Source organism: Cobetia sp. Dlab-2-AX (assembly GCF_024124625.1).
Taxonomy (GTDB): domain Bacteria; phylum Pseudomonadota; class Gammaproteobacteria; order Pseudomonadales; family Halomonadaceae; genus Cobetia.
In genome coordinates this window covers 17451-32817 of record NZ_JAMXRV010000006.1, presented here as the reverse complement: position 1 = coordinate 32817, position 15367 = coordinate 17451, and the positions used below count along the sequence as shown (strand labels likewise).

Annotated in this window: 12 protein-coding genes and 1 pseudogene; 7 read left to right on the top strand and 6 right to left on the bottom strand. The window is 61.9% G+C overall.

The window, feature by feature from the left end; translation table 11 throughout:
- The first annotated feature begins 59 nt into the window (after nt 1-59).
- The 3 genes from pdxH (at nt 60) to NH396_RS11220 (ending at nt 2307) form a co-directional block, all read left to right on the top strand.
- A complete protein-coding gene (gene pdxH, locus NH396_RS11230) occupies nt 60-710 on the top strand; it encodes a pyridoxamine 5'-phosphate oxidase (protein WP_253063666.1) in 651 nt (216 codons plus the stop codon).
- Nucleotides 711-1023: 313 nt separating this feature from the next.
- Complete coding sequence (locus tag NH396_RS11225; protein WP_253063664.1) at nt 1024-1551, top strand: hypothetical protein; 528 nt, start codon at nt 1024-1026, stop codon at nt 1549-1551.
- An 84-nt stretch (nt 1552-1635) separates the two neighbouring features.
- Nucleotides 1636-2307 carry an RluA family pseudouridine synthase gene (locus NH396_RS11220; RefSeq protein ID WP_253063662.1) on the top strand — a complete coding sequence of 224 codons (672 nt, stop codon included), beginning with the start codon at nt 1636-1638 and terminating at the stop codon, nt 2305-2307.
- 140 nt (nt 2308-2447) lie between these two features.
- On the opposite strand, the gene NH396_RS11215 is transcribed toward NH396_RS11220, so the two are convergent.
- The 4 genes from NH396_RS11215 to NH396_RS11200 all read right to left on the bottom strand — a co-directional run bounded on the left by NH396_RS11215 (nt 2448) and on the right by NH396_RS11200 (nt 9106).
- Nucleotides 2448-3368, bottom strand: coding sequence for a glycine betaine ABC transporter substrate-binding protein (locus NH396_RS11215; RefSeq protein WP_253063660.1), 921 nt, complete (start codon nt 3366-3368; stop codon nt 2448-2450).
- Between the two features lie 152 nt (nt 3369-3520).
- Entirely contained in the window at nt 3521-4378 is an 858-nt protein-coding gene (locus NH396_RS11210; protein WP_253063657.1) for a proline/glycine betaine ABC transporter permease, read from the bottom strand.
- Nucleotides 4375-5583 (bottom strand): betaine/proline/choline family ABC transporter ATP-binding protein, encoded by a 1209-nt coding sequence (locus NH396_RS11205; protein WP_176677040.1) that lies wholly within the window; start codon nt 5581-5583, stop codon nt 4375-4377. The genes NH396_RS11210 and NH396_RS11205 overlap by 4 nt, the downstream gene beginning before the upstream one ends.
- A 433-nt stretch (nt 5584-6016) precedes the next feature.
- Nucleotides 6017-9106, bottom strand: coding sequence for a bifunctional acetate--CoA ligase family protein/GNAT family N-acetyltransferase (locus tag NH396_RS11200; RefSeq protein ID WP_253063655.1), 3090 nt, complete (start codon nt 9104-9106; stop codon nt 6017-6019).
- 201 nt (nt 9107-9307) lie between these two features.
- Between NH396_RS11200 and NH396_RS11195 the strand changes: the two are divergent.
- Both NH396_RS11195 and NH396_RS11190 read left to right on the top strand, forming a co-directional pair.
- Nucleotides 9308-10234: pseudogene (locus NH396_RS11195) on the top strand (histone deacetylase family protein); the annotation flags it as partial.
- A 513-nt stretch (nt 10235-10747) separates the two neighbouring features.
- Complete coding sequence (locus tag NH396_RS11190) at nt 10748-11386, top strand: XRE family transcriptional regulator (protein ID WP_253063653.1); 639 nt, start codon at nt 10748-10750, stop codon at nt 11384-11386.
- Between the two features lie 347 nt (nt 11387-11733).
- On the opposite strand, the gene NH396_RS11185 is transcribed toward NH396_RS11190, so the two are convergent.
- Nucleotides 11734-12783: a helix-turn-helix transcriptional regulator gene (locus NH396_RS11185; RefSeq protein ID WP_253063644.1), complete on the bottom strand. Its 1050-nt coding sequence runs from the start codon at nt 12781-12783 to the stop codon at nt 11734-11736.
- The gene (locus NH396_RS11180) at nt 12783-13718 is read right to left on the bottom strand and encodes a formate dehydrogenase accessory sulfurtransferase FdhD (protein ID WP_253064035.1); all 936 of its coding nucleotides are present in this window, start codon (nt 13716-13718) and stop codon (nt 12783-12785) included. The genes NH396_RS11185 and NH396_RS11180 overlap by 1 nt, the downstream gene beginning before the upstream one ends.
- Before the next feature lie 208 nt (nt 13719-13926).
- Between NH396_RS11180 and NH396_RS11175 the strand changes: the two genes are divergently transcribed.
- Both NH396_RS11175 and NH396_RS11170 read left to right on the top strand, forming a co-directional pair.
- Nucleotides 13927-14484, top strand: coding sequence for a DUF3305 domain-containing protein (locus NH396_RS11175; protein ID WP_253063642.1), 558 nt, complete (start codon nt 13927-13929; stop codon nt 14482-14484).
- Nucleotides 14481-15263: a DUF3306 domain-containing protein gene (locus NH396_RS11170; RefSeq protein WP_253063640.1), complete on the top strand. Its 783-nt coding sequence runs from the start codon at nt 14481-14483 to the stop codon at nt 15261-15263. The genes NH396_RS11175 and NH396_RS11170 overlap by 4 nt, the downstream gene beginning before the upstream one ends.
- Nucleotides 15264-15367 lie beyond the last annotated feature (104 nt).

The following is a 15367-nucleotide window of genomic DNA, read 5'->3' as shown; positions in this document are numbered from 1 at the left end:
CAGCACGTGAGCGGTCACAGTCATCTCATTACATGAGCAATTCATCAAGGGAGCCCACCATGAACCGCGATATCGCCGATGTGCGCAGAACCTATTCCGGTGATGGCCTGAGCCTTGCGAACACACCGCTGGAGCCCTTCGAGCTGTTTCAGGAGTGGTTGACCAGTGCCCTGTCCACCGATGACAACGACGCCAATGTCATGACGCTCTCCACCGTCGACAGCCAAGGCAAGCCGCATGCGCGCATCGTGCTGCTCAAGGGCTGCGACAGTGAAGGCTTCATCTTCTATACCAACTATCAGAGCCACAAGGGCAGCGAACTGGCCAATGTGCCCTTCGCCGCACTGACCTTCTGGTGGCCCGCGCTGGAGCGCCAGGTGCGCATCGAAGGCAGCGTCGAGAAGGTCGCGGATGCCACCTCCGATCAGTACTTCGCCTCACGCCCCAAAGAGAGCCAGCTGGGCGCCTGGGTCTCGCAGCAGAGTGTCGAGATCCCCGATCGCGAATGGCTCAGCGAGCGTCAGGGTCGCTTCGAGCAGGTCTATGCCACCACCGAGGTACCGCGTCCGGAGCATTGGGGCGGCTACCGCGTGGTGCCGGAGATGATCGAATTCTGGCAGGGTCAGCCCTCGCGCCTGCACGATCGCGTGCGCTACCAGCGCCTGGACACCGAAGACGGCGAATGGCACAAGCAGCTGCTGGCGCCCTGACCCGCTAGCCAGTCCATGCCGATAGCCACTCTGCGCCAACACAGCGCTCTTTTCGAGGCTCCGCTCATGCGGGGCCTCTTGCGTTGCCGTTCGGGTTACTGTGCGGGCGCCGTCCGGGATGCCGCTTGTGTTATCGCTTGCGCTAACCTGAGACCCCCGCAGGTGCAGATTCGCGCGGTCAGCGGCTTGCCCTCGCCGGGCACAAGCCGGACAATGGCCGCCCTTTCGGCCTCTCGAACGCCAGTCGGCCTGCGCCCTTCACGGTGCCCCCGACATGGCCTGCGATGCCAGACACGCTCAGATTGGAGGCTTCATGGCCTGGGATGACAGCGGCACCCCCAAGGTGGCACGTCAGACACTGGTAGACCGTCTGCTGGCCGGCTACACCCCGTCCGATAGGCATGGCATCTCGCTGGTCGATCACGCCGTGGTCGGTAATGTGCTGCATACCGTGCTGGAGCACCCTCACGGCCATACCTTCATTCGCCAGCACCTGATGCAGGCCCCCAAGAATGGGGATCCCAGCCGCTGGGAATACCATATCCGTGACGAGGGCACGCCAGACATTCCGCTGCAATGCCCCCAGGAGCTACTTGAACAGTCGACAGCGCCCGGTGAGATTGCCGCCCAGTGGCGCACCGACACCCGCGCGGCGCGTGATGCTGCCGCGGCGCGCAAGCGCAAGATCAAGAAGCTCAAGAAGGGTGAGGTGCTGACCGCACTGGATGGCAGCCAGGTGATCTTCGTGCGCGCATTCACCGCCAGCCTCTTCATCGGTCGTGCGCCTGAGGATGGTGAGGACGATGAGTATGAGTATCACTGGCAGGATATCGTGCTTTAGACCGCGCCAGCGCTCTAGAGCACGCCAGCAATTACCTCACTTGCCATTTCGCCCCGCCCTCCTTGATGTCACTGACGAGCCCCTATGCAGCCACAAGCCGACCCGTTCATCGTTCCCGTCTGCCACGAAACCTACGCGGTGCTGTACGCCGACGATGACATTCTGCTGATCCACAAGCCCAGTGGCCTGCTCAGCCTTTCCGGCAAGCATCCGCTCAATCTGGATTCGCTGCATCATCGTCTGGTCAAGGAATACCCCAGCGCCAAGCTGCTGCATCGGCTGGATTTCGGCACCTCCGGCATCATGCTGGTCGCACTCAACAAGCCGGCCAACGGCAACCTGACACGCCAGTTTCAGGACCGCAACATCGGCAAGTCCTACACCGCGATCCTGCATGGCCATCTCCAGGAGGACAGCGGGCGCATCTCGCTGCCCATCGCCAAGGACGTCGACCAGTTCCCACTGCAAAAGATCTGCCACGAGACAGGCAAGGCCGCCATCAGTGATTTCCGCGTCATCGAACGTCTGGAGAACCCGGCGCGCACACGCGTCGAGTTCACGCCGGTGTCAGGCCGCACCCATCAGTTGCGCATCCATAGCCAGCAGATCGGCCACCCGATCCTGGGCTGCGATCTCTATGCGACGGATGAGGCCTTCTTCATGGCCAAGCGCCTGATGCTGCACGCCGAGATGATCAGCTTCGATCACCCGGTGAGCGGTGAGCGCATGGAAGTGCGCAGTCCCTGTCCGTTCTGAGCCAGCCCGTTCTGATCAATTCAGGGTGAGCCCGCCCCGTGTGAGTGACGCGTCCTTGCAGGCACACAACGAAACGCCCCCACAGGAGACCCTGCGGAGGCGTTTCGTCATTCATGACTCAGTGAGTCATGCGTCAGGCATCACTCAGCCGCGGCCGGCAGCCATTCCTTGACGATATCCTGATGGTTTTCCACCCACGCCTTGGCGGTTTCGTAGGGGTCGGCGTCATCTTCCTGGTTGTTGAGCATCACTTCGCCCATGTCAGCCGGGGTCCAGGCGAAGTTGTCGAGAATCGCGTAGACCTCCGGCATGTCTTCCTCGAGTCCCTTGCGCGCCAGGGTGTGAATCTCCTCGGCACCGCCGTAGACGCCCTTCGGGTCATCCAGGTACTTGAGATCCCAGCGGGCGAACATCCAGTGCGGCGTCCAGCCAGTGACGACGATCTCACGCTCACCCTTGATCGCATTGCTCAGCGCGGCGGTCATGGTCGCGCCGCTGCCGGTGGTCAGATCGATGTCCTCGAGAGCGTAGTCCTCAAGCACCTGCTCGGTCAGACGCGTCAGACCTGCGCCCGGCTCGATGCCGACGATGCGCTCATCGATGTCATCGGCGTGGGTCTTGATGTCGTCGATGGTCTCGAGCTTGCTGTAGGACGGCACGACCAGCCCCAGCTTGGTGCCTTCGAGATTGACGCCCAGGTCGTCGACCTTGTCGGCGATCTTGGCCATGTAGTCTTCGTGGGTGGTGGGGAGCCACGCACCGACCATGCCATCGGCATCGCCGAAGGCGACCGCCTGGAACATCGCCGCCGCAGACAGCGCCTTGAGTTCGACGTTGTAGCCCTGTGATTCGAGCACCGCCTTGACCACATTGGTGGAGGCGACTTCAGAAGACCACTCGACGTAAGCCAGCGTCACATCGCCCTTGTCACCGGCGGCATACACGGCGCTCGCCCCGGCCAGTGAGGAGGACATGACAGCGCCGAGCAGCAATGCCTTGGTGGCGGCATTCATCTTCGCGGTGACGTTCAAGGTAGTGCGGGAGGCATCTTGCTTGTTCATCATTTTCCCCTTCATTCGAATTTACTCATTGTTTATCGAAGCACATCTGTCGAAAAACGCGTGCCGACGGCCAAACGTTGAGTCGGGTATGGAAGTGCTCGAAGCGGCCTCCGCATAGCCACAAAGCGCACGGAGGCCACTGGTGAATCCCCTCATGAACGGGGCTTCTTTTCCTTGCTGAAGGTCTGGGTCAGGCGGTCGAGCAGCATGGCCAGGATGACCACCGCGATGCCCGCTTCGAAACCATCTCCCGGACGCAGGCGCTGGATGGCTTTCCAGACCTCATTCCCCAGGCCATCGGCGCCGATCATGGCCGCGATCACCACCATCGACAGTGCCAGCATGATGGTCTGGTTGATGCCGGCCATCACGGTGGGCAGGGAAAGCGGCAGCTGCAGCTTGAAGAGCTTCTGGCTGCGGGTGGCCCCGAAGGCATCGGCCGCTTCGATCAGGTCATTGGGCACCTGCCGAATGCCCAGCGTGGTGAAGCGAATCGCCGGCGGCATCGAGAAGATCACGGTGGCGAAGATGGCGGAGACCGAGCCGATGCCGAAGAAGGGAATCGCCGGGATCAGATAGACGAAGGCCGGCATGGTCTGCATGAAATCCAGCACCGGCATGATGACCTTGTAGAAGCGGTCCGAGAGTGCCGCCAGAATCCCCAGCGGTACCGCGATCACCACCGCGACCAGGGTGGCGATCACCACCAGGGTCAGGGATTCGATCATCGGGTGCCACAAATCCAGGTTCCAGATCAGTCCCAGCCCCAGTACGGAACCGATGGCCAGGCGCGTGCCGGCCAGCCGCCAGCACAGCAGCGCGACCAGAGCGATCAGCGCCCACTCGGGCAGCCACATCAGTGCATCGTTCAGGACGTCGATGCCGGTCTCGGTGAACTTGGAGATACCGCGCGTGATGCCTGAGTAGTTGGTCGTCAGGTAATCCAGCCCCGTCTCGATCCAGTCACCCAGCTCTATCTTCGGGATGGTAAAACCGGTTGCGTCGCTCATGCGTGTGCCTCCCCTGCTTCCGCCAGTTCCGCGAGTACGGACCCTTTGATCACCACGCCCAAGAGGCGGGATTGCTCATCGACCACCGCCAGCGGATGGTGATGACCGGCAAACATCGCGAACAGGTTGTGCAGCGGTTCTTCCGGCGAGACCTGACAGCAATCGGAGTGGATGATGCTCGAGAGATCGGTAAGATTCTCGCGCACGGCACGTTCGGTATCCTCGGCGGTGATGATCCCGAGCACGGTGCGATCACGACGGACCACGAACAGGCTGTCGAGGCCGTTGTCGCCCATCTTGCGCAGCGCCGTGCGCGGGCCATCGTCATCACGTGCGGTGGCCCGCACATCGGTCATCGCCGAGCGGGCAGTGAGGATACGCGACATGTCGACGCCTTCGACGAAGCGCGCCACATAATCATTGGCCGGGGAAGTGAGGATGCTTTCGGGGGAGCCGATCTGCACGATCTCGCCATCCTTGAGCAGGATGATGCGGTCGCCGATGGACAGAGCTTCATCGAGGTCGTGGGTGATGAAGATGGTGGTCTTCTTCATCTTGTGCTGCAGCGCCAGCAACTCCTGCTGCATGTCCTTGCGAATCAGAGGATCAAGGGCCGAGAAGGCTTCGTCCATCAGCAGAACGCTTGAGTCGTTGGCCAGGGCGCGTGCCAGGCCGACCCGTTGCTGCATGCCACCCGAGAGCTGGCTGGGATAGGCATCTTCCCACCCTTCCAGCCCTACCTGCTTGAGCGCATCGCGCCCACGCTGATAACAGACCGTCTTGTCCTCACCGCGCACCTCGAGGCCGAATTCGGCGTTCTGCTGCACGGTGCGATGCGGAAAGAGCGCGAAATTCTGGAACACCATCGAGAAATGCTTGCGGCGACAGCGCAACAGCGACTTGTCATCCAGCTTGGCGACATCATCGCCATCGATGAGGATCTCGCCCTCCGTCGGCTCGATCAACCGGTTCAGGCAGCGGATCAGGGTCGATTTCCCGGAACCGGACAGTCCCATGATGACCAGCAACTCGCCTTCCATCACATCAAATTCCACGTTGGAAAGCCCCAACGTCTGGCCAGTCTTCTCGAGAATCTCAGGGCGCTTCATGCCCTCATCACGCAATTTGAGTGCCTTGTCGGGCTGATTGCCGAACACCTTGCTCAGATTGCGCACTCGAATCTTCACGTCGCGAGTGTCAGTCATTGGCTTTCCTGTCGTCAGCGGGCAGGAAATATTCACGGATTCTGTCAATTACGCACTCAATCCGGCAGGGAGAATGGCTCGCCCTGCCGCTGACATCGCGCAATCTGGCCGCAAGCTGCGCTTGCCGACCTGCTGACAGAATACTGTGTCATCCCCTGCGCCATTATCCATAAAGGATTCTTATATTTGTAATTACAATACAGTTTTATTGATAAGCGCTCAAACACGAACAGACGTTTATACGACCAAGGTGGTATGCTCTTGACGCTTCTTGCTGGTACCTCCCTGAATCACGACATTGCATGTTGTTATTGGTCTATTGCTCTCCATCCCCTGACGCATTGCGTGTGGCCGAGAACCGCCTGGCGTGCACGCGCCCTTGAACAACCCCCGCACACGCCTATCAAATGAGCCCATGCACCAACAAGACGCATCAGGCCTTGGCTTCCAGCCTCAGGCGCTGCCAATCACTGACCGGCTCGTTGAGACGGATGCTGGCATCGATGACCTGCTCCTCCATGTTGTAGCGACAGGTGAAGCCAAGGTGCTTCATCAGGGCACGCATCGGATGGTTGTCGATCATGATCTTGCCGACCATCTCCAGCGTGCCCAGCGAGCGGCAATAGCGCAGCATCTTCTCCATCAGCAGACGACCGATCCCTTCGCCTTGCATGTCATCACGGATGATGACGGAGAACTCGGTGCGAATGTTGTCCGGGTCATTCCATACCCGCACCACCCCCAGCATCTCGCGCTGCGGCGACTGACCTGACTGGACTTCCACTTCACGCTCGGCGATGAAGGCCATCTGGCGGTCGTAATTGATCTGGGCGAGCAACGCGAGATCTCGCTGAGTCAGCGCCGCCTTGTGGTGGAAGTAGCGGAAACGAATGCTCTCCTCGGAGAGCCGCGCGTGGAAGGCCGTGATCAAGGGCGCATCCTCGCCGCGTATCGGGCGCACCTCGACGTGCATGCCATTGTCCAGCGACACCCATTCACGCAGCTCCTCCGGATACGGCATGATCGCGAAACGAGCCGGTTTGCCGAGATCCAACGCGAAGTCCACCGCCACGGCTTCCTCACGGTTGAGCAACAACGGATTGATTTCCAACCCTCTTATGTCAGGCAAATCCGATGCCAACTGTGAGAGCTTGATCAACAGCGTGCTGACGCGCTCGAAATCGCGCTCCGGGTCCGGCGAGTGCTCGGCGATCAGGCGGGAGGCATGGCTGCGCGAGATCAGCTCACGCGCCAGTGTCATGTTGAGGGGCGGCAAGGCCACCTGGCGGTCCGCCAGCACATTGACCTTGTAACCGCCGATACCGAACACGATCACCGGGCCGAATTCGTCATCGCGCGTGATGCCTGCGCTCAACTGCAGCGAGTGTTTGCCACGCTGCATCGGCTGCAGGCAGAACTCATGAATGCGCGTGCGCTCGTGGTCACTACGGCCGCGTTCGACATCGCCCTCCGCCACCTTCTGGGTGATGCGGCGGATCGCCAGCGCGATATCCTCCGGACCGGAAAGGTCCTGCACCACGCCGGAAGACAACCGCTGTGGGTAGCGGCGATAGCGGAACGGCTGGCTGTTGTGTTCATGCACCACGCGCAGCGCATAGGGGCCATGACGAGAAGGCTTGTCGTCATCCGTGGCAGAACGCTGCAACTCGACGATGGCACGCACGCCTTCAGCGGCGTCGAGTACATAGCGGCTGGGCGCGGTCGCGATGCCGTAGGTATCGAGCACCTGCGCCGTCTCCGAGTGGGTCAACCATTCACGGCCCGCACGCCGCGCGCTATGCACCAGGTCATGGGCACGGGCGCGGATCTCGGCACTGGTCGAGAAGGCCAGGCTCGGTGGCGTCTGCTGCAACAGTGTCTGCACGCGGTGATAATCGACCATCTGCAGGAAGGCCTTGACGCCCTTCTCAGGTGACAGATAGGTCGGAATGCCGGCCAGATGACATTCATGACGGGCCGAAAGTGCCTGCTCAAGTCCCATCCAGCTGGTCAGCAGGTTGCGTCGGAATTGCTTGCGATGCGCCACCAGCGCCTCGGCCGTCGCCCGCGAAGGAGCAAGACGTGTCGGCGCATGCACGACCAGCACGGCGTCCACGCCACGGTCATTGGCCACGATGTTGACCGCGGCCAGGAAGTCTTGTGGCGTAGCATTGCCGCCCAGATCCACCGGATTACGCCCCGGCAGGCTGACGTCCAACTCGGCCTTGAGCAGCGCCTGGCGGCTCTCCTCACTCAGCTCGGCCAACTTGCCGCCACCCGCCATCAGCTTGTCGATGGCCAGCAAGGCCGGGCCCAACCCATTGGAGACGATCGCCAGTCGATCACCGCGCAACGGCTTCATGCGATTCAGCGTCTCCAGCGCATCGAACATGTCTTCGCTGTCATTGACACGCACCACCCCGGCACGCGCGAGGGCAACATCGACGATCCGGTCGCGATTGGGCACGCCCCGCGTGACATGTGTGCCGAACAGGTCGGCCTCGGGGGTGCGCCCGCTCTTGATCGCCAGCACCAGCCGATTGCGGGACGCCTCACGCAGCGCGGTCATGAAGTGCATCGGGTCGTGAATGCGCTCCAGGTGCAACAACAAGGCCTGCGACGGCCCGTACTGGTTCAGATAGTCGATCAGGTCGGGCAGCATCACATCGACGCTGTCGCCCAGGGTCACCAGATGCGAGAAGCCGATGCCGCGCCCAGCCGCCCAGTCGATCATCGCATTGCCCAGCATCCCCGACTGGCCGAGATAGGCGACCTTGCCTTTGACCACTGGCTGTCCGCTGAAGGAGGCATTCAGGTGGCGGTTGGGCACGCAGATGCCCATGCATTCCGGCCCGAGCAGACGAATCCCACTGCCACGGGCGGCCTTTAGCAACCGACTGTTGAGACTTTCCTGATCACGGTGGATACGCGGGATTTCGACTCCCGGCTCTCGTGCCTGCGAGGCATCCAGCACGTCGTCCGTGCTGTCGGCGATTCGCGGATAGCGCTCGGGGCTCGACGCTAAAGGCTCGCCGGCCTCATCCAAAGACGACGACTCGGTGGCGGAGGGATTGGGGCCTGACTTGCTCGAAATGGACGTGTGAATGCCTGGCAGGCGCGGGGCAGAGAAGTTCAGCCCATCGCGGCGTGACAGCATCTCAAGCCCCTTGCCGGTAACGCGAGCCAACGAGCTGACCGGTGTCGGCGCGACACCTCCCGAAATCAGCAGCGCCGCCTTGACGCCGCGCCGGCCCAGCTTCTCGATCACACGCGGCAAGGTATCCGGCGGTGAGCACAGAATGGCCAGGTCCGGCACCTGCTCCAGCTCACTGACCCGCTTGACGCACGCCACGCCATGCACCGTCTCATATCCCTTGGGATTGACCACCGTCAGGGCGCCCTTGAAGCCCCCTTCAAGCAGATTGCGCAATACCTGCCCGCCCAGTGAATGCGGCTTTTCCGAAGCGCCGATCACCACAATACTGGCGGGCTCGAAGAAATTGCGCAGAAATCGCGTTCCCATAGGCTTGTCCTGTCAGCGGTTGCGCCTCGTCAGCGCGATATGAGCAGCATGCCGCGAAAGCGCAGGTCTGAACAGCCATCCTCGCGCCCTTCATGCGTGAAACAAGGTAGACCATCGGCGACTGGCTCATGCCATTGACGACTCTTACTGTTACGTCATGGTGCAGACCATTATGACCCGCACACTCACGCAGGCATGCCGATGATCACCTCCTACATATCCCATCGCGACTGCGGTCAGCATTTCATGGGCCCCACCCATCCCGAGAGCCCACTGCGTCTGCAGGCCATCGAACGTCAGCTGGCGCTGAGCGGTGTGATTCAGCATGTCCAGCAATACAGTGCGCGAGCGGCAACGCTTGAGCAGCTGGCGCGCGTGCACCCCATGCGCCACCTGCAGGCACTGGAAAAATGCCCACCCCAGGCCGGGCAGCTGCTGACCATCAACGAAGACACCGTGATGTGTGCCGATAGCCTGGTCGCGGCGCGACTGGCCGCCGGCGCGGTGGTACGCGGGGTCGACCAGGTGATGCGCGATCAGGCCGACAACGTCTTCTGCGCCGTGCGCCCACCGGGCCACCATGCCGAACGCGCCGATGCGATGGGTTTCTGCTTCTACAACAACGTGGCGGTGGGCGCCCTGCACGCCCGCCAGCATTACGGCGTGAAGCGGATCGCGATCCTCGATTTCGATGTGCACCAGGGCAACGGCACCGTCGATATCTTCAAGCATGATCCCGATACGCTGGTATGCTCCTCCTTCCAAGACGCCATGTACCCGTGGCGCTATCTGGAGAGCCGCTGGGAGCACATCCACAACACCCCCTTGAGCGAAGGCAGCGGCTCACTGGCCTTCCGGCGCGCCATTGAAGCCCAATGGCTGAAGAAGCTGGATGATTTCAAGCCGGAGTTGATCCTGATCTCGGCGGGCTTTGATGCGCATCGTGAAGACCCGATGGCGGAACTGTGCCTGGAAGATGACGACTATTACTGGGTTACCCTGCTGGCGATGGATGTCGCGCGGCGTCATTGCCACGGGCGTATCGTCTCCGTGCTGGAGGGCGGGTATTGCCTGGAGGCACTGGGGCGCAGCACCGAGGCGCATCTCAAGGCGCTGGCGGGCTTGCCGATGCAGGATGGCCTCGATGCGCGTGCCAGCGGCCAACGCCCCGGCCAGTGCCCATTAGATCAGCTCGATCTCGCGCCTCCCACCGTGGATACCCTCCCAACCCGCTCCGCCCCTGGCACACCAGACGGCGTCCAGCCGCCGCTTGCCAAGCCCGCCGAGGATGAGCGTGATCACCCGCTGTTCTAGCGCCTTGCTGTTCTAGTGCCCGGCTGTTCTAGCGCTGGGCATCCCCCGCACAGGTGGCTTCCCCCTGGCGAGCACCACACCTCGCGACAGGTTTCCCGCAGCCAGGAAACCTGTCGCTGCATCAAGCGAGCACCAGCAAGCCTTGAGTGTTACAGACAGCCATGTCGCGGACAGCCATGTTGGCTACGTGTCGGGATGATGCGCACTTGCCATGCTGTGATAAGCTGGCGATAAAGTTTCCGATAGTAAACTTTATCGCCAGCTGACAGCGCTGCGACACTCAATGTCGTGCGCCGCCAATATCACGCCCATAGCGAAGCCACTCTCATGAGCACACCGACAGACAAGGACGCCGCCGTCCGGATAGCTTCCGGTCGCAAACCCTTCGTTGAGCCCCTGAAGCTTGGCGAACGCGTGAAGCAGATCCGCCTCTCCCATCATTGGACGCTGGAAGATGTCAGCCAGCGCACGGGGCTGGCACGCTCCACATTGTCCAAGATCGAGAATGAGCAGATCTCGCCGACCTTCACTGCGGTCCAGAAGTTGATTCATGGACTCAACATCGACCTGCCGCAGCTGCTGAGCCCGCCCAAGCGCCAGAGTGGCACTCTCGGGCGTCGCGATCTGACGCGCGTCGGCGATGGCAAGTCACACCCGACACCGACCTATGAGCACGAGCTGCTGTCCTGGCAGCTGGCGCAGAAACGCATGATTCCCTTCAAGACTCGCGTGCGTGCGCGCAGCTTCGATGACTTCCCCGACTGGGTGCGTCACGACGGCGAGGAGTTCCTGATGGTATTGGCGGGCAACATTCAGCTCTATTCGGAATTCTATGAACCCTTGCCGCTGAGTGAGGGTGACAGCATCTATTTCGACTCCGACATGGGTCACGCTCTGGTTTCTACCAGCGAAGAAGATGCCATCGTGCTGTCAGTGTGTACTCGCAATGATTCGGAGCTGAGCTGATGTGAAGTGAGCAGAGCTGTGTTTAAGCGAGCTGGGCTGTGTTGAAGTGAGATGAGCTGAGATAAGCCATATGACGCGCTGGCGGGAAGCTAAACCGCAAAGATTGCCTTAACGCGAGCGCCACCTGGCCGGTCCATTCGAAACAATGACTTGCTAGACCATGCTCGCCGTCAGCCCGCAATAAAAAAATCGCCCACTAGCCATGCGCTAATGGGCGATTTTTTGGATGTCGTAAAGACACTCATGGCTTCCGGCCAGTCCTGACCGCCAGCATCCGCCAGGTGTTCAGCTTATCGAGCGTCTCATTACAGAGCATCTCAATACCGAGTGTCTCGATACCGAGCGCTTCAATCGTGCTGTGCGGCATCGCCGCGCCAGATCAACTGTCCGCATTCGCGCAGATCATAGCCGCCGAGGGATTGCGCCAGCTGAATACCATTCGGTGTGGCCAGATAGTCCAGCAATCCCTGGAAGAGATCGCGGAAGTAGACATTGCGCGGCACCACCAGGTCGAAGGCCTCTTCACAGACCGGCACGAAGCCGAGGCCAAACTCATTGGCGGCCGACAGCGTGCCGGGGCCGACATCCACCTCGCCCCGCGCCACCATCGAGGCCACTTCACGCTCGGAATAGGCGATCGCCAGGGTGTTGAGCTGCTCGGCACGCATCTGATGGCCGGACAGCCACTCCTGCAGGAAGCGCTGCGAGCCCGCCCCCTCCTGTCGCACCGCCCACCGCCGCTGCGAACCGAACAGACCGCTGGGGTCGATGGACAGATGACGATCATCATTGCGGATGATCAGCCCCTGGGTACGACGCGCAAGCCGCACCATCACCCACTGACGATAGCCATCGTGGCCGCGAATCAGCGCCGGATGACGCAGCGCCGCCTCTTCCGCTCGCCCCCAGTGAATGGCGCAGACGTCAGCACGCCCCTGGCTGAGCAGATCAAGCCCCAGACGCGTACCGGTCACACTCATGCCATAGAAGGCGCTACCGGCATGCTGCTGATTGAGGCGCATGGAGAGCGCGGCCAGCAGCGGGTCGTCACTGCCGGTGATCATCAGACGATCCGCCAGTACACCATGATGGCTGGACTCGAGAATCCATTGCTCCACCAATCGGCGTGGAAACAACCACTTGCCGGTCACCTTGGTCGCCGGCATGGTCCCGTCACTGGCCAGCTGATAGATCTTCTTCTCGTTGAGATGCAGCAGGCGCGCGACTTCCTGCACCGTCAGAAAGGGGTTGTCGTGGGGGACCGGAGCCTGCCGACCGGTGGCCGCATTCAGGCCCTCGCCTGAAGGCTCAGCGGCAGAGCTGTCTGAAGGTGTGCCGAGTTCAGAGGAAAAGCCCTGTGAGAATATGACGCCCAGCGGCGAAGAAAGACGACTCATCACTGCCCCTCCTTGTCGTGCCCGGCTGCGCAGGCTGATGAAGATGGCTTGCCTGACGCGTCATGGCGCGATGACTTGAGAGCGTCACCTGCACGCAGCGGCGGGATGGCGTCCAGCACCAGCCGCCCGGCAGGGTCCACCGCCTGGAAGTGGCGCCCCTTGGCGCGCGCGATCAACAGCACGCCAAAGCGTTCCGCCAGCTCCACCCCCTTCTGCGTGACGCCGGAGCGTGAGACCAGCACCGAGATCCCCGCCTGAGCCACCTTCAGTACCATCTCGGAGGTCAGGCGGCCGGTGGTGTAGAAGATGTTGGCCCCCTGATAATCACTGGCATCATCACTCAGGGGCGCCAACCAGCTCAGCCCCGCCAGCGTATCGACGGCGTTGTGGCGGCCGACATCCTCGATGAACGCCAACACCTCATCATCCCGACACAGGGCGCAACCGTGAACCGCACCGGCCTTGCGATAGGTCGCGTTGTGCGCCGCCAGCGCCTCCAGCAGGCGATACAACAAGGCCTGACTGAAGGGGCCTGCGTCCAGCGAGGCCAGTGATTGGCGCTCCAGCAGATTGCCGAACACAGTGCCCTGCCCACAGCCGGTGGTCACGGTGCGCTTGCCGAGGCGCTGCTCGATATCCTCGGGCAGATGACGCGTCACCACCGAGGCGCTCTCGACTTCCCAGTCCACCTGCAGCGCTTCGAGGTCCTCAAGCTCACCCAGCAGTCCCTGATTGCGCAGATAACCGGCCACCAGCGCCTCAGGTTCGGCACCCAGGGTCATCAAGGTGACGATCTCGCGCCGATTGAGATAGATGGTCAGCGAGCGCTCGGCGGCAATGGACTGCTGATGACGCTCACCGCGCTCATCCATGACTTCGATGTCCAGCGTAGTGGGTAGTGTGGCGCGACTGATCGCTGGCCGTGCAGAGGGCATCATGAACTCGGGTCTCCCTGATCGAGCCGGTTGGAATGGCAATTCTTGCGCTGAATCGCCGTAGAGTACCAGTCCGATGGCAGAGCTGTCCCCGCACTGACTGATGAAGACCCTGATATCGCAAGCGCCGGCATGTATCTTGCAAACCAGCACCATCGCAGCATTCTTTTCAGACCCGCTTGCGGGTACAGCAGTGAACAAGGAAGCCATGTCTGAATCCATCCCTCCCCGCAGTGAAGACACCCGCTGGTTGAGCATCACCCTGGCACCCACCACGCAGAAACTGGGGCGTTTCAGCATCGACACCTGGCGGATTGCCGACCTATCCCCCTCTGCAACGCCAGAGGCGAACACGTACGCAGCAGAGCCTGCCGCCGCTGAAGAAGTGGCGCATCGCCGCATCCTGCCGCTGCAGCTTCACCTGACTGAGCGCACCGATTACCGCTACAACCTGCGCTGCGAGCAGCCGCGCCTGTTCGTCCAATGCGATGAGCGCGAAGCCGACGGCATGCAGCCCCGCGTGGTGACGGCCTGCCAGGAGGTGGCATCACAGTGGATGGATGGCGACCAGCTGGTGCTGGACGTGCCGATGCCCCCTGCCTTGATGGTGTGGCTGGAAGCCTACCTCGCGCGTCACGGTGAGCGCATCGACGAAGGCAAGAAGAAGAAACGCAAGGGCGCCGGGCGCGCCAGTCAGGCAGAGCAGCCCGCCGCGACACCCCACAGGGCGCATCAGCCCGGTAATGGTACGGAAAGCACGTCATGAGCCAGCACGACGATAACGCAAGCCCGGCCAATGAAGGCCTGTTCTCGCGCTGGTCACGCCGCAAGCAAGGCGACACCCGCCGAGAAGACCAACTGGCACAGCCGGACAGCGCCGTGGGAACCAAAGACGACACCCTCCCGCCCTCACAGGCGGAAGTCGTCTCTGACCATAGCGCTGACACCTCAGCAGCGCGCGGCTCGGAGCACGAAGCCCCGAGCGGCGATAGCTCCTCCAGAGCAGAGCAGGCATCAGAACAGGCAGCCGCCGAGAACGCTCAGCACGCATCGGACGCAGATAATGCTGAAACGCCAACCATCGAGCTGCCAGACCCCGACACCCTGACCCCAGACGCCGACATCAGTGCCTTCATGCAGAGCGGCGTAGACCCGGCGCTACGCCAGCGTGCGCTGCGACGCATCTTCATGGGTGGCGAGCACTCGGTGCGCGATGGGCTGGATGACTACGACCAGGACTTTTCCAAGATGCGCCCGCTCGCCGAAGGTGTCGCCGACACGCTGCGCAGCTGGACCCGCAAGGTCGAAGAAGGCCTGGAAAAGCTCGATGAGGCGAGAGACACACCCCAGGTGGATACGGTGCAGGAGACAGACGATCAGATCGCTGAGCAGGCACCTGATGGCGGGGCGTCGGTGGGCGAGACACACGCGACACCCAGAGAAGAGATAGTCGAGTCGCCTGACCCGCAAGCGATACCTGCGCAAGACTCGCCCGAGACAGCACCCGAATCAGATGATGGCCGTGTCGCCCGTTACAAGCCGTGACGAGAGGCCGATACCACAAGCCCCACCAGGGCGTCAGGATGACGCGCCGCGACTCGACATGAGTCATTATGACCCACGAGCAAGCCGAGCACGCCTGACCAAGG